A 20169-nucleotide genomic window follows, 5' to 3' on the forward strand; every position below is an offset into this window, starting at 1 on the left:
CGTACCGGGGGGTGGGAGGGGTACCCGGGCGCCGGAGACCGCCGGGGGACGCCGGGAGCGGCCCCCGGGAGGCGGGCGCCGGAGGCGATTGCTGCAAGTGGACGCCGGAGGTGAGAGGGGGACGATCCGGGGAAGCAGGGCGGAGAGACGGCCCCGGGCGAGAACCCCGGCATGCCGGGCCGCCGCATGCGCCGGGGGAGTGGCCCGTATCGGCTCCCTTGAAACATCAACGAACTGGCAATTTACGTCACCTCAGGTGCCAGTGATCGAACCCGGCGGAGTGATGCTACCGATAGGAATGCGTGCTTCACTCCGCATATGATCGCTCACATCCCGTTTGGGGAGAATCACTCCAGATTGAGCATCTTCGAACCGGATGAGGGGACCTTGGTGGTCATCCCATCGCTGTCCCTGCCCCAGGACGAGCTGCGCAGGATCACCGGCGCCCTCTGCTACGAGGAGCGACTGCTGTTCCTGCTGCTGACACTCAGGCGCCCCTCCGTCGAGATCGTCTACATCACCTCGATGCCCGTGGACACCGCGATCGTGGACTACTACCTCGGTTTCCTCGACGACCCGGACGAGGCCCGCACGCGCCTGCAGATGATCAGTCTCGACGATCCGGACACCCGGCCGCTGAGCGCGGCGCTGCTGGACCGCCCCGACCTCCTCGACCGGATCCTCGACCGGACCGCCGGCCGGCCCGGCGGCGCGTGCCTGGTGCCGTTCGTGGTCAGCGAGTACGAGGAACGGCTCGCCGGGCTGCTCGGCCTGCCCGTCTACGGCCCGGCCACCTCACTGGCCCACCTGGGCTCCAAGAGCGGCGGGCGGATGCTGGCCGAGGAGGCGGGGGTGCCCACCGCCCGGGGCTTCTCCGACCTGCGGTCGCTGACCGAGGTCGAGCACGCGGCCCGCGCGCTGGCCCCGGCCTCCAAGCTGATGGTCAAGCTCAACAACAGCTACTCCGGGCTGGGGAACGCGATCGTCATCAAGGACGACCGGCCGCTCACCGCCTGCCCCACGAGCTTCTCGGCGGCGGACGAGACCTGGACCACGTTCGCCGAGAAGATCGCCGAACGGGGCGCGGTCATCGAGGAGTTCGTCCAGGGCCGGCCGCTGCACTCCCCCAGCGCCCTGGCCATGGTCACACCGGGCGGCGGTCACGGCGTCATCGCCACGCACGAGCAGGTTCTCGGCGGCCCGAACGGCGACGTCTACAAGGGCTGCGTCTTCCCGGCCCGGCCGGAGTACCGCGCCGAGGTGGCCGCCTGCGCCGAGCGGATCGCCGGGGTCCTCGCCGCCCGCGGGGTGGTCGGGCTGTTCGGCGTCGACTTCTTCGCGGTCAAGACCGACGGCGGCTACCGGGCGCTGCTGTGCGAGGTCAACCTGCGCATCGGCGGCACCACGCACCCCCTGGGCGCGGCGATGCTCAGCACCGGCGCCGTCTACGACCCGGCCTCCGGCACGCTGCGGTGCGGAGACCGCGCCAAGCACTACGTGGCGACCGACAACTGCGACGCCGAGAACCTGCGGGGCCGCACCCCCGGGGACGTCGTCAAGCTGGTGCACGACTTCGGGCTGGGGTTCGACCGCGAGCGGCGCACGGGCAACGTGCTGCACCTCATGGGAGCGATCTCCCAGTACGGCAAGCTCGGCTTCACCAGCATCGGCGACTCGGCGGAGGAGGCCGCCGAGCTACACCTTCGGACGCTGGACGCCCTCCGCCGGGCCGTGTAGCGCGCGCGGGTCCGAGGAGCCGCGCGGGCCCCCCGGGCCCCGTAGTCCCCGCACGCCGATCGTGCCGATGACGAGCGCGAGGAGGATGTTGACGGCCACCAGCACGCCGTGCACCACGTAGAAGGACGTCGGGTGCCCGTCGGCGAGGTTGAAGCCAAGATTGATCCACTCGAAGATCATGAAAGCGGCGACGCCGACCAGGAATCCGGCGATCTTTCGCGACATTTGCATGGCTTCAGTATCGCGGTGCGACATTCACCCCTGGTCAGGGCGTGGGTGGGCTTCTCCGAAACCGGGCGAAGCTACCCTGAGATCACTATGGGGATGAGACATGCCGCGCCCGCGGGGGCGCTGATCGCGGCGACCGCCCTCCTCGGCGTTCCCGCCCACGCGGAGGCCGCCTCTCCGGCCGCTCCGGCCCGCGCGAGCAGCGGGCCGGCCGCGCCCGCCCGCACGGGCGACGCGCAGGTCACGGCCGCCGGTGCGGACAGCGCGCCGGTCGCGCCCGCCCGCGCGGAGAACGGGCCGGTCGGCGGCGCCGACCTCGGCAGGCACGGCGTGATCGCGCCTCTCGGGGCGAAGGCCCCGCCCAAGACGGCCGCCCGGTCCTACGTGATCGCCGACGCCGACACCGGCGAGGTGCTCGCGGCCAAGGACCCCCACGGCCGGTTCCTCCCGGCGAGCACGCTCAAGACCCTGACCGCGCTCACCCTCATCCCGAAGATCGACAAGAAACTGAAGATCAGACCGAGCCTGAACGCGGTGAACCAGGAGGGCAGCGCCGTCGGCCTGGTCGCGAAGCCGCTCTACACCGCCGAGGACCTGTTCAAGGCCCTGATGCTGGTCTCGGGCAACGACTGCGCGATGGCGCTGGCCGAGGCCAACGGCGGGCTGGACAAGACCCTGCGGGAGATGAACGCCGAGGCCAAGCGCCTCCAGGCGTACGACACGGTGGCCAAGACGCCCAGCGGGCTGGACAAGCCGGGCCAGAGCAGCTCGGCGTACGACCTGGCGCTGATCGCCCGCGCCGGGCTGGCCGACCGGGACTTCCGGCGCTACGTCAGCCTGAAGACCGACAAATTCCCCGCACCCAAGGGCTACTACGAGATCGGCAACCACAACAGGCTGCTCTGGCGCTACCCGGGCATGATCGGCGTCAAGAACGGCTGGACGACCAAGGCCCTGGGCAGCTTCGTCGGCGCGGCCCGCCGCGACGGTCACACGATCATCGTGTCGATCATGCGGCACGACGGCTACTTCTGGGACGAGGTCGCCAAGCTGCTCGACTGGGGTTTCTCCGCCCGCGGCAGGGTCACGCCCGTCGGGCGGCTCGTGGACCCGGTCCCCGAGGCCGCTCCGACCCCGGTCGTCCCGGCCGCGCCGCAGGTGCGCGCGAGCGCCACCCCGGCCGCCGCCGCCCGCGAGCCCGCGGGCGGCCCCTCCCCGGTCGTCTGGTACGCGCTGGGCGCCGTCCTGCTCGGCGGCACGACCTGGCTGGTGTACGGCCTGCGCCGCCGGCGCCGGGCGGACTGAGGCCCGCCCGCGGGACCGCCCGGGGCGGATCGAGGCCGGCCGGGACGGGATCGGGGCCGGTAGGGAGCATCGGCGCCCGTCAGGCCCGGTCCCGCGGGTCCTCGCCGGGCCGTTCGCCGTCGGACCGTTCATCGTCGGACCGATCACCGTCGGACCGATCACCGTCGGGCTGATCGGCACCGGGCAGGACGCCGGCGGGCAGGGCGCCGGACGGGACGGGCGTCGGCTCGGGCGGCGGGCCGAACATGGCGGTCTCCGTCCACGCCGCCGCGAAGAGGATCACCCTGGCCGACAGGTTGATCCACACCAGCAGCCCCACCATCACCGCGAACACCCCGTAGATGGGGTTGTTCAGCGTCCGGGCCAGGATGAAGGTGGCGAGCTGCTTGAGCAGGCCGAAACCGATCCCGCCCAGCAGCGCGCCGCGCAGCAGCGCCTTCGTCGGCTGCCGGGAGCGGCCCACCCAGCGCAGGATGATCAGGAAGAGGACGACGTCGGCCAGCAGGCTCACCGCGAGGCCCGCGAGCCGGACCGCCGTCCAGCCGACCGGCGAGCTTTCCAGCCCCAGCCACCCGGCCACCGTCCCGCCCGCCTGGGTGGCGAAGCTGCCGACCAGCACCGAGGTGATCGCGGTGACGCCGATCAGCACGAAGGCGGCCAGGTCGCGGAGCTTGGCCAGCAGGAAGTTCAGCGGCGGCTCGGTGGTCATGGAGACCTGGCGGAGCGCGCCGCGCAGCGCGTCGATCGCGCCGAGCCCGGCGTAGAGCAGGCCGATGAGGCCGATGATCCCGGCGCTGGCCCGCGAGTCGGCGATCTGCTTGATCGGAAGCCTCGACGACAGGCCGGGGAGGTAGGCGTCGATGGCCTTCTGCAGGGCCACGGTGGCGTTGACGTCCAGCGTCAGGAAGTAACCGAAGACCGCGAAGGCCAGCGCGATGATCGGGAAGAACGACAGGAACGCGAAATAGGTCACCGCCCCGGCCAGCCGGTCGCCGGACTGGACCTGGTAGCGCTGCACGCTCCGGATGAGGTGATCGACCCAGGGCCACCTGATCCGGTTGTCCTCGATGACGCCCCGGCCCCGCTCGCGGATCACCCGGATCCGCTCCTGCACGCTCTTCACGTGCTCTCCCTACCCGGATCATCGCGGCGCAGCGCGCGGACGCACCGCCCGGCGCGGGCGTCCCGCCCGGGTCACCGTACGGGGGTTCCGTTCCGGGCGCGGGAGCGCCGCGCCCGGCGCTCCCCCGCGTCCGGCGACGATCCGGGAGGGGGCGGGGAGGCGGTCAGAGGGCGGGCAGGAAGCCGACGCGGTCGCGGACCTTCGCCATCGTCTCGGCGGCCACGGCGCGGGCGCGGGCGGCGCCGGTCGCGAGCATCCGGTCGAGCTCGGTCTCGTCGGCGAGCAGCTTCTCGGTCCGCTCCCGGATCGGCGTGAAGGTCTCCATGACGGCCTCGGCGACGTCCTTCTTGAAGGTGCCGTAGCCCTGCCCGGCGTACCGGGCCTCCAGCTCGGGGATCGGCGTGCCGGTCAGCGCGGACTGGATCCGCAGCAGGTTGGTGACGCCGGGCTTGTTCTCCTCGTCGGCGACGACCTCCGAGCCGGTGTCGGTGACCGCCCGCATGACCTTCTTGCGGAGCGTGGAGGGCTGCTCCAGCAGGTCGAGGATGCCGGTGGGCGAGGAGGAGGACTTGGACATCTTGGCAGTGGGGTCCTGGAGGTCCGTGATCTTCTCGACGCCCTTGACGATGTGCGCCGCGGGCATCGTGAACGTCTCGCCGAAGCGGTGGTTGAAGCGCTGCGCGAGGTCGCGGGTGAGCTCCAGGTGCTGCTTCTGGTCGGCCCCGACCGGGACCTGGTCGGCCTGGTAGAGCAGGATGTCGGCGGCCTGCAGGATCGGGTAGGTGAACAGGCCGACCCCGGCCGAGCTCTCGCCGTACCGGGCCGACTTGTCCTTGAACTGGGTCATCCGGGCGGCCTCGCCCATGCCGGTGAGGCAGATCAGCACCCAGGCCAGCTCGGTGTGCTCGCGGACGTGGCTCTGGACGAAGACGGTGGAGCGCTCGGGGTCCAGGCCGGCGGCGAAGAGCTGGGCGGCGGCGACGCGGGAGCGCCTGCGCAGGACCTCCGGCTGGTGCTCCACCGTGATCGCGTGCAGGTCGACGACGCAGTAGAAGGCGTCGTAGCCCTCCTGCATGGCGACGTACTGCCGCACCGCACCCAGGTAGTTGCCCAGGTGGAAGGAGTCGGCGGTGGGCTGGATACCGGACAGGACACGAGGACTGGCCATAGCATGCAATTCTGTCAGCTGTCGGGAGTGGTCGGTGCCTCCACCGTCCCCGCCGACCCGGCCGGTCCGGCCGCTCCCGCCGGTTCCGCCGGCTCCGCCGGAGGGAGGCGGCGCTTGACGCGGACCCGCGAGACCCTGCGGCCGTCCATGCCGGTGACCGACAGCTCGAACCCGGGGATCTCCACCCGCTCCCCCATCGCCGGAAGATGGCCCAGGGTCGCCATGACGAACCCGCCGAGGGTCTCGTAGGGGCCGTCCGGCAGGCGGATCCCGGTCTCGGCGGCCACCACGTCGAGGTTGGCCAGGCCGTCCAGCTCGACCTCCCCGGCCGGCAGCACGACCGGCTTGTCCTCCACGTCGTGCTCGTCGCGGATGTCGCCGATGAGCTCCTCGACCAGGTCCTCCATCGTGACGATGCCGGCGGTCCCGCCGTACTCGTCGACCACGATGGCCAGGTGGTGGCCCTCGCGGCGCATCTCCGACAGGGTGGCCATCAGCCGCTTGGTGGTGGGCACCAGCTTGACCGGGCGGATCGGCACCAGCTCGCTGATCGGCTCGATCGATCCGGTCAGCACGGGGTCGAGCAGGTCGCGTATGTGGACGAACCCCACGACGTCGTCATAGGAGTCGCGGTAGACGGGGAAGCGGGAGTGCGGCATCGCGGCGGCCAGGACGGCGGCCTCGGCCAGCCGGGTGTCGGCCGACATGAACTCCACCTCGGTGCGGGGCAGCATCACCTCGCGGAGCTGCCGCTTGCCGGCGGCGAAGACCTCCGCGATCAGGTGACGCTCGTCCGCGGTGAGCTCCTGGTGGCCGACCACCATGTCGCGCAGCTCCTCGGTGGTGATCGCCTCCCGGTCCTCCTCGGGGTTGCCGCCGAGCAGCTTGACCACGCCGTCGGTGGACTTCGACAGCGCCCAGATGACCGGCCGCGACAGCGCGGCCATGCGGTCCAGGAACGGCGCGACCAGCAGCGAGATGCCCTCGGCGCGCTGCAGGGCGAGCCGCTTGGGCGCGAGCTCGCCCAGCACCAGGGAGAAGTAGGAGATGGCGAGCGTGACCAGCACCAGGGACAGCGGGGCGGCGACGGTCGCGGGCACCCCCCAGCCGGCCACCGCCGGGACCAGGCCCCGGGCGAGGGTGTCGGCGCCGAACGCCGCCGACAGCATGGTCGCCACGGTCACGCCGATCTGCACGGCCGACAGGAAGCGGTTGGGATCGCGGGCCAGCCGGGCCGCCCGCGCCCCCCTGCGCCCCCGGGAGCCGAGCCTGCGCACCTGGCTCTCCCGGAGGGAGACCATGGCCATCTCGGCGGCCGCGAAGAAGCCGCCGATCAGTATGAAGAGCAGCACCAGGGCGATGTTCGCCACGACGCCGTTCATGAGTACGTCTCCATCATGACCGTCGCCCGTTTCGACTGTGCCCGATATTTGATGTGACAGCATATGCTGGCACCAGGCGTACATAAATAAACAATTACAAACACCACCAAACAGGAGGGTCTGTGAAGCTGCTGGTCACCGGGGGGGCCGGATACATCGGAAGCGTCGTGGCGGCCCAGCTCGTCGAGGCGGGCCACCAGGTCACCGTTCTCGACGACCTCTCCACCGGGCACGCCGACGCGGTTCCGGCTGGCGCGCGCTTCGTCGAGGGCTCGATCACCGACGCGGCGGACGCGCTGGCGGGCATGGACGGCGTGCTGCACTTCGCGGCCAGGTCCCTGGTGGGCGAGTCGGTGCGCGAGCCCACCCTCTACTGGAACCACAACCTCGGCGGCACCCTGGCCCTGCTGGACGCGATGCGCGCCGCCGGGGTCGGCCGGATCGTCTTCTCCTCCACCGCCGCCGTGTACGGCGAGCCCGAGCGCTCCCCGATCGAGGAGAGCGACCCGACCCGGCCCACGAACCCCTACGGCGCCTCCAAGCTCGCGGTGGACACCGCGCTGACCGCCTTCGCCGGGGTGTACGGCCTGGCCGCGGTCAGCCTGCGCTACTTCAACGTGGGCGGCGCCCACACCGCCCGCGACGGTCGCTCCTATCGCGAGCGGCACACCGTGGAGACCCACCTGATCCCTAACGTTCTCGCCGTCGCGCTCGGCGGGCGCGAGTCGGTCGACGTGTTCGGCACGGACTACCCCACCGCCGACGGGACATGCGTGCGCGACTACATCCACGTGGCCGACCTCGCGCGGGCGCACCTGCTGGCGCTGGACGCCTGCGCGCCGGGCGAGCACAAGGTCTACAACCTGGGCAGCGGCACCGGCTTCTCGGTGCGGGAGGTCATCGAGGTCTGCCGCGAGGTCACCGGCCACGCGATCCCGGCGGTCGTCCGCGAGCGCCGGCCCGGTGACCCCGCCGTGCTGGTCGCCTCCTCCGCGAAGATCCAGAGCGAGCTGAGGTGGAAGCCGGAGCGCACGACCCTCCCCGAGATCGTCGCCGACGCCTGGGCCGCCCTGCCCCGCTGACGGCCCCGTACGGCGGGCCGAACGCGTCCGGCGGGCGACCGCCGGGCGCGCCGGCCACTCCGTGCGGCATGCCGGGCGCGCCCGGCGGGCGGCCGATGCCGTCGGCCGCCCGGCGTCCCCCGGCACGGGCCCTAGCGAAGGTCGATGCGGGCGATGTTGTTGGCGGGACGGCGGTCGCCCACGTGCGGGGAGTAGACCGTCGCCCTGGCCCGCGGCGCCCGCCCCGCGGCGCGCAGGGCGAGCCGCAGGCCCACCCGTTCGCCCGAGCCGACCGCGCCCAGCCGGCAGCCGACGTGCCCCTCGGAGGGGTGGCAGCGCGCGCCCCGCACCGACAGCAGGCGGGCCGCGCCGGTGTCGAAGAAGACCGTGGCGTCGCGGACCGTCCGGGGCCCCCTGTTGCGGACCACCGCGCCCATGGTGACCCGCCGTCCGGCCCGCCGCTCGCCCGACAGCCGCACCGCGAGGTCGGCGCCCTCGTCCACCGGGGTGACCGCCCGGGCGACGTTGTCGGCCTCGTTGGCGTCCACGACCTCGGAGGAGAGCGTCGCGGTGGCCGTCAGCGGGCCGCCGGCGCCCGGGCGGACCAGGCCGCTGACGGTCACGCCGCCGGTCTCGCCGGCCAGGACGTCGCGCTGGGAGGGGCAGACCACCTCCCGGGCGGTGGCCCCGGGCCGGCACTCGGCCACGTCGACGCGCAGGACGTCCACCCCCCGGGGCAGGCGCACGGTCAGCAGGGGCAGCACCGCGTCCTCGGGGCCGTTGTTTCGTACCTCGGCCCGGTAGACCAGGATCTGGCCGGGCTGCGCCGGCTTGGGCGACGACACCAGCCGGACGGACATGTCCGCCCCGATCGTCTTCTTCTCCTGGCGGGACAACGACGGCGCCATTCCCCACGCCCCCAGCAGGGCAAGACTGATGAATCCCGCGACGACCCCCGCCGTACCACGCGCCATGACCACCGATCCCCCGAGCATCAATGATCATTTAACGCCGGTGTGCCGCCTTCCCGCGGGAATGACACGCCGCCGGGACGGATTTCGGCACGTCACGGGCCCGGTCCGGCACGGAACCGCCGTACCGTCGCGATCGCGGGAAAGCGAAAGGGGCCCCGGACGGCCGGAGCCCCTTTCACGGGCTTCGCCGGGCACTCACCCGGCGAGGTGGTCGCGCGGCTCAGATGAGGCCGAGCTTGCGGACGGCGTCGCGCTCCTCCTCCAGCTCGCGCACCGAGGCGTCGATGCGCTCGCGGGAGAAGGCGTCGATCTCCAGGCCCTGGATGATCTCCCACCGGCCGCCGCGCGAGGCGACGGGGAAGGAGGAGATGAGACCCTCGGGCACACCGTAGGAGCCGTCGGAGACGATCGCGGCGGAGGTCCACTCGGTGCCGTTGACCCAGTCGTGGACGTGGTCGATCGCGGCGTTGGCGGCCGACGCGGCGGAGGAGGCGCCCCGGGCGTCGATGATCGCCGCGCCGCGCTTGGCGACGGTCGGGATGAACGTGTCACGCAGCCACGACTCGTCCACCTGCTCGGCGGCGATCTTGCCGCCGACCTCGGTGTGGAACAGGTCAGGGTACTGGGTGGCGGAGTGGTTGCCCCAGATGGTCATCTTCTTGATGTCGGCGACCGCGACCCCGAGCTTGGCGGCGAGCTGCGACAGCGCGCGGTTGTGGTCGAGGCGGGTCATCGCGGTGAAGCGCTCGGCCGGGACGTCCGGGGCGTGCTGCTGGGCGATGAGCGCGTTGGTGTTGGCCGGGTTGCCCACCACCAGCACGCGGATGTCGTCGGCGGCGTGGTCGTTGATGGCCTTGCCCTGCGGGCCGAAGATGCCGCCGTTGGCCTCCAGCAGGTCACCCCGCTCCATGCCCGCCTTGCGCGGCATGGCGCCGACCAGCAGCGCGACGTTGGTGCCGTTGAACGCGACGTTCGGGTCGTCGGTGATCTCGATGCCGCGCAGCAGCGGGAACGCGCAGTCGTCGAGCTCCATCGCGGTGCCCTCGGCCGCCTTGACCGCCTGCGGGACCTCCAGCAGGCTCAGCGTGACCGGGACGTCGGCGCCCAGCAACTGGCCCGACGCGATGCGGAACAGCAGCGCGTAGCCGATCTGACCGGCGGCGCCGGTGACGGTGACCTTTACGGGAGTCTGGGCCATGACCTTCCCCCACTCGAGGATGAACTGTGACGCTCGGATGTTACCCGTCGAGTGTTCCCGGCCCTGAGGCACCCATCCGGATACGGCCCCCGGGCAGCGCGGCCAGCGCGGCGAGCGCCACGGCCGACCCGCCGGCGGCGAGCCAGGGGATCACGCTCGCGGTGGCCGCGGCGTGCGCGGCGGCCGTCCCGCCGACCGGCGCCTCCGCGGCGAACACGGCGGTGTAGAGGGTCCCGGCCAGGGCCAGCGCGACGGCGCCGCCGATCTGCCGGAAGAAGGTCAGGTTCGCGGTGGCGGTGCCGATGAAACGCGGCGGGACCGACATCTGGACCGCCACGGTCAGGCCCGACAGCATGGGCCCCATGCCCAGGCCCAGCAGGCCCATCCAGCAGGCCAGCGTCAGGGCGGAGGTGGCGGGCGTCAACCCGCCGCAGAGCAGGGCGCCCAGGGCGATCAGGACGGCGCCCGCCAGCAGCCACGGCTTGTACCGGCGGGTCCTCGTCATCAGGGCGCCGGTGACCACGCTGCCGGCGACCATGCCGAGCATGAGCGGGTAGACCCGCACGCCCGACTCGGTGGCGCTGACCCCCAGGGCCTCCTGGAAGTAGCGCGGCAGGAACACGACGGCGGCGTAGAGGCAGAACGCGGTGGCGAACGAGGCGGCGTTGGCCAGCGTGTAGGTCCGCACCCGGAACAGCGCCAGGGGGACGATCGGCTGAGCCGCGCGGCGCTCGACGAGGACGAACACGACCAGGAGCAGGACGGACGCGACGATCGGCCACAGCACGGGCCCGCTGGTCCAGGTGTGGCCGTCCGCGCCCTTCTCGGTGAGGCCGACCAGCAGCGCGCCGATCGCCGCGCTGAACACCGCGATGCCCAGGTAGTCCGGGCGGACGCCGCGCCCCTGCCCGGCGACCCGGGGCAGCCTGGCGACGATGATCGCGGCGACGCCCAGGCCGACGGGGAGGTTGACCAGGAAGGCCCAGCGCCAGCCGGTGTGGTCGGTGAACAGTCCGCCGAGGAACGGCCCGGCGACGTAGCTCAGCGCCATGACCCCGCCCAGCGCGCCCTGCACCCGGCCGCTCTTCTCCGGCGGGAACAGGTCGGCGACCAGGGCCAGGGAGAGCGGCAGCAGCGCCCCGGCGCCGAGCCCCTGCAGCCCCCGGAAGGCGATGAGCTGACCCATGTCCTGGGCGAGGCCGCACAGGACGGAGCCGAGCAGGAACAGCCCGATGCCGGTCAGCAGCAGCGGCTTGCGGCCGTAGGTGTCGGAGAGTCCGCCGTACAGCGGGACGGTGATCGTGGCGGTCAGCAGGTAGGCCGTGACGACCCAGGTGTACAGGTCGCCGCCGCCGAGGTCCTGGACGATCCGGGGCAGCGCGGTGCCGACGATCGTCTGGTCCAGCATCGCGAGGAACATGCCGCCGAGCACGGCGACCAGCAGCAGGCCGTTCCCGGAGCGGCCCGGGGCGGGCGAGGCCGGAGGGGCCGTCGCGGCGGTGACCGAGGGGGCCTGGGGCGGGGATGGGGATACGCCAGAAGACACACGTCGATATTTACGTGTCACTTTTTACATGTCAACTCTTAAGTATGATGAGGGCATGTCACTCCGGATCGCCCTCCTCGGCCTGCTGACCACCTCCGGCCCTTCGAGCGGCTACGACCTGGCGAAACGGTTCGAGAGCTCGATCAACCACGCCTGGCAGGCCCGGCACAGCCAGATCTATCCGGAGTTGAACAAGATGGCGGCCGACGGGCTCGTCACGGTTGAGGAGGAGGGCCCGCGGGGCCGCAAGACCTACACGATCACCGCCGAGGGCCGCCGGGAGCTGCGCGAGTGGCTCCTGGAGGGGACTCCGTCGCGGTCGATCCGCAGCGAGGGCGCGCTGCGGGCGTTCCTGCTGCCCACGCTGGAGCCGCACGAGGCCGCCGCGCGGCTCCGCGCCGAGGCGGAGGTCTACACCGCCCGGCTGGCCGAACTGGAGGCGCTCATGGCGGCGAAGGCGTCGTGGAAGCGGCCCGGTTTCGGGGAGCACGCCCTGGAGCTGGGCATCCGCCAGACCCGGGTGGTGCGCGACTGGGCCGAGGAGACCGCGGCGGAGATCGAGCGCGCCGCCGGGGACCCGCCCGGCGGGGAGTGACGAGCGGGGGTCAGCGGCAGGCGGCCATGGCGGGGATGCGGCGCTCCCTGGTGGGGAACCTCACCCGGGAGAGGTGCCGGTCGAGCAGCTTGCCGATCGTGCCGTTGCCGTACAGGTCGGCGACCACCCCCCGTACGGCCTCGCAGGTGCGCACGTCGCCCCTGCGCATGGCCACGGCGTAGCGCTCGTCGGTGAGCCGCAGGCCGAGCACCCGGTAGCGGACGCCCTCCCGGGCGGCGAACCCGGCCAGCACCAGGTCGTCGCCCGCGATCCCGTCGACCTTTCCGGTGGCGAGCATGTTCACGCACTCGGTGTAGTTCTGGGCGGGGACGACCGTGAGCCGGCCCGCCTCCTTGCGCACCCGCTCGGCCGCGGCGCCGTCGGGTCCGCACAGCCGCCCGCCCTCCAGACCGGCCGCCGAGGTGATCGGGGAGGAGTCCTTGACCAGCACGTCCGTGTGGGCGACGTAGTAGGGCCCGGCGAACGTGACGTCGTCGCCCGGGGTGATCGGATAGGTCGAGATGACGAGGTCGAGGGCGCCGGAGGCCAGCAGGGCCGGCCGCTCCTGCCGGCTCGTGGCCCGGAACTCGATGTTCCCCCGGGGCACCCCCAGCGCCCTGGCGATCTCGACGGCGAGGTCCACCTCGAAACCGCTCCACCCGCCGCCGCTGTTCAGCGCGATGCCCGGCAGGTAGTCGCGCAGCCCCACGGAGAGCCTGCGGGTCCGGGCCGCCTTGTCGGCCACCGAGGCGAACTTCGTCGGCGACGGGGACGACGAGGGTACGGGCCCGGTCCGGAAGGCGGCCCAGGGGTGCCAGCCAGCGGCGGTCGCGGCGACCGCGCCCCCGCCCAGCAGGACGACCAGGGCGAGAACGGCGATGACGGCCCGGCGCCGCCCGGACGGCCGCCCGGACCCGCCGGAGCCCGGAACCGGGACGCCGGCTCCGGTTCCGGCTCCGGCTCCGGAGTCCGAACCGGGAACGGGAACGACGGCGGGACCGGGGCCGGGGCCGGGCATGGGAGGCGGGCCCGTGGCGGAGCCGGACGGGACGGTGGCCCGCCGTCCCGGCGGCGCGGCGGGCGGCACGGGCGTGGCTCCGCGAGGCGTGGCGGGCGGCACGGGCGTGACGCCCGGGGTGGGCAGCCGCATGGGCCTGGTGGACTCGTCGACGCCGGAGCCGGCGTCCGCCCCGGGAGCCGTGCCCGCCCCGGGAGCCGCTCCCGTCCCGGAGGCCGTACCCGGTCCTGACGCCGTCGTCGGCCCGGACACCGCGCCCGGCCCGGAGTCCGCACCCATGGCGGGGGACGGGCCGGTCCCCGTGGCCGGGAGCGGCCCGGAGACCGGGTCGGCGGCCCGCACGCCGCTGCTGAGCAGGGCCGGGGAGACGTTCCCCGACTCCGGGCGGCCCAGCAGGCGCAGCAGGATCTGGTCGGCCGAGGGTCGCGCGGACGGAGCCTTGGCCAGCGCCGAGCGGACCACCCCGCGCAGCGGCTCCGGCATGGCGGTGACGTCCACCTCGTGGTTCAGGATGCGGTTGAGCACCATGGCGAGCGACTTCCCGGCGAAGGCCGTCTCGCCGGTCGCGGCGAACGCGATCGTCGCCCCCCAGGAGAAGACGTCGCTGTGCGGGCCGACGTCGTCACCGGAGATCTGCTCGGGCGCCATGTAGGCCGGGGTGCCGATGGCGCGGCTGGTGATCGTGCCGGTGGAGTCGAGGATGCGGGCGATGCCGAAGTCGACCACGCGCGGCCCGTCGGCGGCCAGCAGCACGTTGTCCGGCTTGAAGTCGCGGTGCACGATCGACGCGTGGTGGATCGCGGTGAGCGCGGTGGCCGTGCCGACCGCCAGCCGCTGCAGCGCGGTGCCGCGCAGCGGGCCGTCGCTCTCCACGGTCTCCCGCAGCGACCTGCCCTCGATGTACTCGCTGGCGATGTAGGGGGTGTCGCCCTCGACGTCGACCTCGATCACGGCGGCCGTGCAGAACGAGGAGACCCGCCGCGCGGCGCGCGCCTCCCGGGCGAACCGGGACCGCGCGATCGCGTCGCCGGAGAACTTCACGTGCAGGAGCTTGATCGCCGCCCGCTCCCCCGACTCGCTCTCGCCGAGGTAGACGATCCCCTGGCCGCCCTCGCCGACGCGGCCGACGACACGGAACCGACCGAGCCGTCGAGGCTCCCAGGCCTCCAGTGGCGCGATCTCCGGCATGCCGTCCCCATGATTTCGTTAATGCCCGACCAGCTGAACTTTACGGTGTCCCGGGCCTCCCCCGAAGTGAGCTCGGATTCCCCGCCGCCCTTCCCGGCGCGGACCCCGCCGCCCCTTTCCCGGGCGGGCCCCGGACGGGGTGTGGGCATGACCACTCGTCCGTTGATCGCCATATCGCCCCGAGATGGCGCGGAAACCGCTTAGATCGCTACCGTTGACCGTCCCCTCAGGTAAGGCCGGAGCAGAGAACCCCATGCGCCGATATATCGGTTATCGTGACTTCGTCGAGCGTGACCAGCGTTCCCTGGTCGGCACGGCACTCCTCCTGACCGGCAGTCACGAGCAGGCCATCCGCCTGACCCTGTGGTCCTTCCACACCGTGGGCCTCACCTGGCCGCCCACGCCGTGGGAGAACCCCACCACGCACGCCCAGGTCACCCTGTACCGCCGCTTCCTCCGCAAGCCGAGCGCGGCGGGCAACACCGCCCTGGTACGGCTCCCACCCCGGCAGCGCGTCCTGGTCGTCGCCTGCCTGCACGACGGCCGGTCCCGCGCCGAGATGGCGGACCTCCTCGGCCTGCCCGTGGAGACCGTGGAGAAGGAGCTCGACGAGGCGGTGGACACCCTGACCAAGGGTGACGTGGCGCGTCTCACCAAGCGGCTGGCCACGCAGGCGGGCGAGGCGTCGGTGCCCGACCTCACCACGCGGGCCCTGCGCGCCCTGCGGCGCCGCCGCAGCCGGGGCGCCCTTCTGGCGATGGCCGCGGTCCTGGTGCCGATCGGCATGATCGCCGCCTTCGTCCTGCTGCCGCCGGGGATGGCGTGGACCTCGTCGCTGCGCGGGCACTCCACCCCGACGACCGGGGAGAGCGTGGCGGCCACGCCCACCCCGCGCACCATGCGGGCGGCCCCCACGCCCGGACCCACGCCGGAGCCGTGGAAGCCGCCGCGCACCCCCCTCGCGATCCGCTACGCCATCCCCGCGAAGTGCCCGGGCGGCGCCGTACCGGCGGGCGGCGCGGGTGATGTCACCTGCGCCGGCTGGACGCTGGAGCTGTCCGACGCGGACCGCTCGGAGCTCGCGTCCGCCACGTGCGGGCGGCCCGGCCGCTGCGAGTCCACGCTGCGCGTCGGGGACGCGGCGCAGCAGCTGGCGGGCGGCGGCGAGAAGGGCCTGCGGGTGGAGCCGGCCGTCAGCCCGGACGGCCACCGCGTGGCCTATCTCAGCGCCGCCGAGCGCAGGTACGTCGCCCACGACCTGCGGACCGGGGTCAAGCGGTACCTGTCCCCGGTGCTGGCGCCCTCCGACGTCGCGGCGGGCACCCGGGTGAGCGTCTCGGCGGACGGCCGGCGGTTCACCGTGGAGCTGGGCGGGCGGCGGCTGCGGACCGACTTCGCGACCGGGAGGTCCGCGTCCCTGCCGGACGGGCGGCGGGCGGCCACCGTCCAGGCGGCCGGGTGGCTCCGGCAGAACTACCGCGTCTGGTGCGACTCCCCCAACGGCCGGCACTCGGCGGCGGTGAGGGCCGCCGGGGACGGCGGGGAGCGGGCGGGCGCCGGGGATCTGCACATCATCGACGCCGGGTCGCGGCAGGTGGTCAGGCGCCTGCCGCTGCCCGCCGCGAAGCGGCCGGCCGAGTCCGAGGTCGTCGGCTGGCTGGGCACCCGGGAGGTCGTCGTCAGGCTGAAGGAGAAGGACGGCGGCCGGACGGCCTTCTACCGGGTGGACGCCGTCACCGGCCGGACCCGGCCGGTGGAGGGCCTCCCCGACGGGGAGCCCATCGTGTTCGGCGCCCTGACGGCGCCCTGAGCGTCCCCGGGCGCCTCTCCGGGCGTTCCCCGTCCGGGAGCCGTCCCGGGGCTCTGGAAGGCCGGGAGACGCAGAAGGGCCGCCCCCGCGGGGGCGGCCCTCTCCGTGGTTCCGCGCCCCTCCGCATCCGGGAAGGGCCCTGGACGGATCCCGACGGATCCTGACGGATCCCGGCGCGTCCTTACGCGGCCATCTTCTTCTTGAGGTTCTCGTCCAGGGCCGCCAGGAAGTCCTGGGTGGTCAGCCACTTGGCGTCGCCGCCGACGAGGAGGGCGAGGTCCTTGGTCATCTGGCCGCCCTCGACGGTCTCGATGCAGACCTGCTCCAGCTTCTCGGCGAACTCGATGACCGCGGGGGTGTTGTCGAGCTTGCCGCGGTGGGCCAGGCCCCGGGTCCACGCGAAGATCGAGGCGATCGGGTTCGTGGAGGTGGGCTTGCCCTGCTGGTGCTGGCGGTAGTGGCGGGTCACGGTGCCGTGGGCCGCCTCGGCCTCGACGGTGCGGCCGTCGGGGGTCATCAGCACCGACGTCATCAGGCCCAGCGAGCCGAAGCCCTGCGCGACGGTGTCGGACTGGACGTCGCCGTCGTAGTTCTTGCAGGCCCAGACGTAGCCGCCCTCCCACTTGAGCGCCGACGCGACCATGTCGTCGATCAGGCGGTGCTCGTAGGTCAGGCCGGCGGCCTCGAAGTCGGCCTTGAACTCGGTCTCGAAGACCTCGGCGAAGATGTCCTTGAAGCGGCCGTCGTAGGCCTTCATGATGGTGTTCTTCGTCGACAGGTAGACCGGGTAGTTGCGGGACAGGCCGTACCGCATGGAGGCGCGGGCGAAGTCGCGGATCGACTCGTCCAGGTTGTACATCGCCATCGCGACGCCGGGGCCGGGGAAGTCGTACACGTCCAGCTCGATCGGCTCCGAGCCGTCCTTCGGCGTGAAGGTGAGGGTCAGCGTGCCCTCGCCCGGGACCTTCAGGTCGGTGGCGCGGTACTGGTCGCCGAACGCGTGACGGCCGACGACGATCGGCTTGGTCCAGCCGGGGACGAGCCTCGGCACGTTGGACATGATGATGGGCTCGCGGAAGATGACTCCGCCGAGGATGTTGCGGATGGTCCCGTTCGGGGACTTCCACATCTTCTTCAGGCCGAACTCCTCGACCCGGGCCTCGTCCGGCGTGATGGTGGCGCACTTGACGCCGACGCCGTACTGCTTGATCGCGTTCGCCGCGTCGATCGTCACCTGGTCGTCGGTGGCGTCGCGGTGCTCGATCCCGAGGTCGTAGTACTTCAGGTCGACGTCGAGGTAGGGAAGGATCAGCTGGTCCTTGATGAACTGCCAGATGATCCGGGTCATCTCGTCGCCGTCAAGCTCGACGACCGGACCCTCTACCTTGATCTTGGGCATGCGTGTGGTTCCCCTTCTGAACTGATCACGGGCCAGAAGTCCTTTTGAGGCTCACTGGCCGTTGAGGCTATCGGACGGGCGGGAACGCCCCGCGCTCCGCCCGTCGCTCGGGCACCGCCGCTTCCGCGCTCATCGCGAGGTGAGCTCCGTCCAGGCGAGCGCCACGGCGCCGCCCATCAGGGCGACGCCGAATACGGCGAGGGTGAGGGTGTCGGTCGCCCTGCGGCGCACGGCCAGGATGCCGCCGCCGCCCGAGAGCCGGACGAGGGCGGCCAGCACCATGATCACACCGAGGGCGAACCCGCCCCATCGGGGGTCGCCGACCACGGCCGTGGACGCCACGGCCAGGACAGCGCCCAGCAGGACGATCGGGTAGGGCCCCCACCGCTCCTGCCGCGGTCTGCTTCGGCTCATCGCTCGCCCCCGTGGCCGCCGCCCTGTCCGGGGGCGGCCGGTTCGTTCGTCGTCATGTGCGTCCGGCTCACCGCTCGCCTATCGGCTTCCACTTCTGGTCGCGCTCGCCGACGTACTCGCTGTCGGGGCGGATGAGACGGTTGTCGGAGTGCTGCTCGATGACGTGCGCCGTCCATCCCGACATGCGGCTGACCGAGAAGACCGGGGTGAACAGGTCGGTCGGTATGCCAAGGTAGTGGTAGACGGTGGCGGCGTAGAAATCGACGTTGGGATAGAGGCCCTTCGTCTCGAAGACGACCTCCTCCATCTCCTTCGACATGCGGTACAGGGTGTCGTCGCCGGACGCCTCCGCCAGCTCCCGCGACATCCGGCGCAGGTGCGTGGCGCGGGGGTCCTCGGTCTTGTAGACCCGGTGCCCGAATCCCATGATCTTCTCGCCCGCGGCGAGCCTCTCCCGTACGGCCCGCGCGACCCCGGACGGGTCGAGGGCCTGGAGGGTGCGCATGACCTGCTCGTTGGCGCCGCCGTGCAGCGGGCCCTTGAGGGTGCCGATGGCCGCCACGATGGCCGAGTGCATGTCCGACAGGGTCGCGGCGCAGACGCGGGCGGCGAACGTCGAGGCGTTCATCGTGTGGTCGGCGTGCAGCACCAGGCAGGTGTCGAAGATCTCCACCGCGCGCCGGTCGGGGACGCGGCCGGTGATCTGCAGCAGGAAGTTGGCCGCGATCCCCAGCTCGGGATCGGGCTCGGGGAGGTCGGCGCCCGTCCTTTCGGCGTGGTAGCGGGCCACCAGCACCGGTTGCCGCGCGGTCAGCCGGGCCGCCTTGCGCAGGTTGGCCTCGGGGGCGTTGGAGTCCTTGTCGGGGTCGTCGCCGCCGGCCAGCGAGACCAGCGTGCGCAGCGCCTCCATCGGCGACTGGCGCCCGGCGACCCGCGGGAGGCACGACTCGGCGAGTTCGCCCAGGCTCCGGCTCCCGGCGAGCTCCGCACCGTAGGCCGCGAGCTCCCCGGCGTTCGGGAGCCTGCCGTACTGCAGGAGATGGGCGGTCTCCTCGAAGGTGGTGCGGCCGGCCAGGTCGTGGATGTCATAGCCACGGTAGAAGAGGCGACCGGCCTGACCGTCGATGTCACTGATCGCCGTGGAGGCGGCCACGACATCGGCGAGGCCTTTGGTGGGCTTGTCCGCCATAAGTGTTTCCTCCGCTTATCTTGTACGGAGTCTACCTGTGAGCAGGGGAAACCCTCTCAGGAGGGCAAGACGAATTTCAAAGCCGATTCTCCTTCTGGCAAAGGAGATTCCCCATCACCTCGTTTGGGTAAGCCGAGGCTGTAGGAATAGTTACGGCGGGCTACCTGGGGAGGAACTGCCGTGGAGGGGCCGTTCATACGCATCGAGGACACAGGCGAGGTGGTCCCGTTGCGCCCCGAGATCACGACCATCGGACGTGGCCGGGGAGTAGACATCCGGCTCACCGATCCGAGCGTGTCCCGGCTGCACGCGGAATTCGTCCGGCGCGGACCCTACCTGTACGTCGTTGACCTGGGCCTGTCCCGCAACGGCACGCGGGTGAACGGCAGGCCGATCGCCCGGAGGGTCCTCGACGACGGCGACGTCGTCTCCTTCGGCGCCGCGCGCGGCCGGATCGGCGGGGTACCGCGCGAGGACTTCGTCCCGGAGGTCGAGCTCCGCAGGGCCGCGGCCCCGGAGCTGACCAGGCGGGAGGTCGACGTGCTGACGTCGCTGTGCCGCCCGGCGCTCTCCGACGAGGCGTTCGTCGCGCCGGCCACCGCGCGGGAGATCGCCGACGACCTGGTGGTGACGGAGGCGGCGGTCAAGCAGCACCTCCTGCGCCTCTACCAGAAGTTCCGCATCCCGGAGGGGACCAACCGGCGCACCAGGCTGGCCAACGAGGTCGTCGCCCTAGGGCTGGTCAGGCCGACCCCCGTGGTGCCGCCCCAGCGTTCGGGCGGCGCGGTGGAGTCGCAGGCCGCGGGCACCCCCGGTGGACGCCGCGCGTCCTGA

17 protein-coding genes are annotated in these 20169 nt (G+C 72.4%); 6 read left to right on the plus strand and 11 right to left on the minus strand.

Annotated elements, in window-relative coordinates:
* The first annotated feature begins 390 nt into the window (after positions 1 to 390).
* Complete coding sequence (locus tag HDA43_RS10610) at positions 391 to 1737, plus strand: peptide ligase PGM1-related protein (protein ID WP_312873396.1); 1347 nt, start codon at positions 391 to 393, stop codon at positions 1735 to 1737.
* Here HDA43_RS10610 and HDA43_RS10615 read toward each other — a convergent pair.
* A complete protein-coding gene (locus HDA43_RS10615) occupies positions 1696 to 1968 on the minus strand; it encodes an SCO4848 family membrane protein (RefSeq protein WP_246423949.1) in 273 nt (90 codons plus the stop codon). The two genes, HDA43_RS10610 and HDA43_RS10615, sit on opposite strands and share 42 nt — an antisense overlap.
* Positions 1969 to 2055: 87 nt before the next feature.
* Here HDA43_RS10615 and HDA43_RS10620 point away from each other — a divergent pair, with 87 nt between their 5' ends.
* A complete protein-coding gene (locus HDA43_RS10620; protein ID WP_246423950.1) occupies positions 2056 to 3270 on the plus strand; it encodes a D-alanyl-D-alanine carboxypeptidase family protein in 1215 nt (404 codons plus the stop codon).
* Between the two features lie 79 nt (positions 3271 to 3349).
* Here the strand turns inward: HDA43_RS10620 and HDA43_RS10625 are convergent, their stop codons facing one another.
* From HDA43_RS10625 to HDA43_RS10635, 3 genes are all read right to left on the minus strand, one after another.
* The gene (locus HDA43_RS10625) at positions 3350 to 4393 is read right to left on the minus strand and encodes a YihY/virulence factor BrkB family protein (RefSeq protein WP_179819549.1); all 1044 of its coding nucleotides are present in this window, start codon (positions 4391 to 4393) and stop codon (positions 3350 to 3352) included.
* 163 nt (positions 4394 to 4556) lie between these two features.
* Positions 4557 to 5561 (minus strand): tryptophan--tRNA ligase, encoded by a 1005-nt coding sequence (trpS, locus tag HDA43_RS10630; RefSeq protein ID WP_179819550.1) that lies wholly within the window; start codon positions 5559 to 5561, stop codon positions 4557 to 4559.
* 14 nt (positions 5562 to 5575) lie between these two features.
* Positions 5576 to 6943, minus strand: coding sequence for a hemolysin family protein (locus HDA43_RS10635; RefSeq protein ID WP_179819551.1), 1368 nt, complete (start codon positions 6941 to 6943; stop codon positions 5576 to 5578).
* A gap of 122 nt (positions 6944 to 7065) precedes the next feature.
* Between HDA43_RS10635 and galE the strand changes: the two genes are divergently transcribed.
* Positions 7066 to 8025, plus strand: a complete 960-nt coding sequence (gene galE, locus HDA43_RS10640) for a UDP-glucose 4-epimerase GalE (protein ID WP_179819552.1) — start codon at positions 7066 to 7068, stop codon at positions 8023 to 8025.
* Between the two features lie 131 nt (positions 8026 to 8156).
* Here galE and HDA43_RS10645 read toward each other — a convergent pair whose 3' ends face one another.
* The 3 genes from HDA43_RS10645 to HDA43_RS10655 all read right to left on the minus strand — a co-directional run bounded on the left by HDA43_RS10645 (position 8157) and on the right by HDA43_RS10655 (position 11722).
* Positions 8157 to 8999: a DUF11 domain-containing protein gene (locus HDA43_RS10645; protein ID WP_179819553.1), complete on the minus strand. Its 843-nt coding sequence runs from the start codon at positions 8997 to 8999 to the stop codon at positions 8157 to 8159.
* Positions 9000 to 9198: 199 nt separating this feature from the next.
* Positions 9199 to 10176, minus strand: a complete 978-nt coding sequence (locus HDA43_RS10650) for a malate dehydrogenase (RefSeq protein ID WP_179819554.1) — start codon at positions 10174 to 10176, stop codon at positions 9199 to 9201.
* Between the two features lie 40 nt (positions 10177 to 10216).
* The gene (locus tag HDA43_RS10655; RefSeq protein ID WP_312873173.1) at positions 10217 to 11722 is read right to left on the minus strand and encodes an MDR family MFS transporter; all 1506 of its coding nucleotides are present in this window, start codon (positions 11720 to 11722) and stop codon (positions 10217 to 10219) included.
* 55 nt (positions 11723 to 11777) lie between these two features.
* Here HDA43_RS10655 and HDA43_RS10660 point away from each other — a divergent pair, with 55 nt between their 5' ends.
* Positions 11778 to 12317: a PadR family transcriptional regulator gene (locus HDA43_RS10660; RefSeq protein ID WP_179819555.1), complete on the plus strand. Its 540-nt coding sequence runs from the start codon at positions 11778 to 11780 to the stop codon at positions 12315 to 12317.
* 10 nt (positions 12318 to 12327) lie between these two features.
* Here HDA43_RS10660 and HDA43_RS10665 read toward each other — a convergent pair whose 3' ends face one another.
* Positions 12328 to 14523 (minus strand): serine/threonine-protein kinase, encoded by a 2196-nt coding sequence (locus tag HDA43_RS10665; protein WP_179819556.1) that lies wholly within the window; start codon positions 14521 to 14523, stop codon positions 12328 to 12330.
* 253 nt (positions 14524 to 14776) lie between these two features.
* Here HDA43_RS10665 and HDA43_RS10670 point away from each other — a divergent pair, with 253 nt between their 5' ends.
* Entirely contained in the window at positions 14777 to 16333 is a 1557-nt protein-coding gene (locus HDA43_RS10670) for a sigma factor-like helix-turn-helix DNA-binding protein (protein WP_179819557.1), read from the plus strand.
* Positions 16334 to 16514: 181 nt separating this feature from the next.
* On the opposite strand, the gene HDA43_RS10675 is transcribed toward HDA43_RS10670, so the two are convergent.
* The 3 genes from HDA43_RS10675 to HDA43_RS10685 form a co-directional block, all read right to left on the minus strand.
* Positions 16515 to 17732, minus strand: coding sequence for an NADP-dependent isocitrate dehydrogenase (locus HDA43_RS10675; protein ID WP_179819558.1), 1218 nt, complete (start codon positions 17730 to 17732; stop codon positions 16515 to 16517).
* A gap of 129 nt (positions 17733 to 17861) precedes the next feature.
* On the minus strand, positions 17862 to 18146 hold the full coding sequence (locus HDA43_RS10680; protein WP_179819559.1) for a DUF3017 domain-containing protein: 285 nt from the start codon (positions 18144 to 18146) through the stop codon (positions 17862 to 17864).
* Positions 18147 to 18213: 67 nt separating this feature from the next.
* The gene (locus tag HDA43_RS10685) at positions 18214 to 19335 is read right to left on the minus strand and encodes a citrate/2-methylcitrate synthase (protein WP_179819560.1); all 1122 of its coding nucleotides are present in this window, start codon (positions 19333 to 19335) and stop codon (positions 18214 to 18216) included.
* 180 nt (positions 19336 to 19515) lie between these two features.
* Between HDA43_RS10685 and HDA43_RS10690 the strand changes: the two genes are divergently transcribed.
* On the plus strand, positions 19516 to 20169 hold the full coding sequence (locus HDA43_RS10690; RefSeq protein ID WP_179819561.1) for an FHA domain-containing protein: 654 nt from the start codon (positions 19516 to 19518) through the stop codon (positions 20167 to 20169).

Origin of the sequence: Streptosporangium sandarakinum (genome assembly GCF_013409935.1) — a bacterium.
GTDB classification, from domain to species: Bacteria; Actinomycetota; Actinomycetes; order Streptosporangiales; family Streptosporangiaceae; genus Streptosporangium; species Streptosporangium nondiastaticum.

What these genes read in the sequence shown, in the direction of transcription:
- HDA43_RS10615 (WP_246423949.1), bottom strand. Translation starts at nt 1,968, where the DNA reads ATGCAAATGTCGCGAAAGATCGCCGGATTCCTGGTCGGCGTCGCCGCT.
- HDA43_RS10620 (WP_246423950.1), top strand. Translation starts at nt 2,056, where the DNA reads ATGGGGATGAGACATGCCGCGCCCGCGGGGGCGCTGATCGCGGCGACC.
- trpS (WP_179819550.1), bottom strand. Translation starts at nt 5,561, where the DNA reads ATGGCCAGTCCTCGTGTCCTGTCCGGTATCCAGCCCACCGCCGACTCC.
- HDA43_RS10635 (WP_179819551.1), bottom strand. Translation starts at nt 6,943, where the DNA reads ATGAACGGCGTCGTGGCGAACATCGCCCTGGTGCTGCTCTTCATACTG.
- HDA43_RS10645 (WP_179819553.1), bottom strand. Translation starts at nt 8,999, where the DNA reads ATGCTCGGGGGATCGGTGGTCATGGCGCGTGGTACGGCGGGGGTCGTC.
- HDA43_RS10650 (WP_179819554.1), bottom strand. Translation starts at nt 10,176, where the DNA reads ATGGCCCAGACTCCCGTAAAGGTCACCGTCACCGGCGCCGCCGGTCAG.
- HDA43_RS10660 (WP_179819555.1), top strand. Translation starts at nt 11,778, where the DNA reads ATGTCACTCCGGATCGCCCTCCTCGGCCTGCTGACCACCTCCGGCCCT.
- HDA43_RS10665 (WP_179819556.1), bottom strand. Translation starts at nt 14,523, where the DNA reads ATGCCGGAGATCGCGCCACTGGAGGCCTGGGAGCCTCGACGGCTCGGT.
- HDA43_RS10670 (WP_179819557.1), top strand. Translation starts at nt 14,777, where the DNA reads ATGCGCCGATATATCGGTTATCGTGACTTCGTCGAGCGTGACCAGCGT.
- HDA43_RS10675 (WP_179819558.1), bottom strand. Translation starts at nt 17,732, where the DNA reads ATGCCCAAGATCAAGGTAGAGGGTCCGGTCGTCGAGCTTGACGGCGAC.
- HDA43_RS10680 (WP_179819559.1), bottom strand. Translation starts at nt 18,146, where the DNA reads ATGAGCCGAAGCAGACCGCGGCAGGAGCGGTGGGGGCCCTACCCGATC.
- HDA43_RS10685 (WP_179819560.1), bottom strand. Translation starts at nt 19,335, where the DNA reads ATGGCGGACAAGCCCACCAAAGGCCTCGCCGATGTCGTGGCCGCCTCC.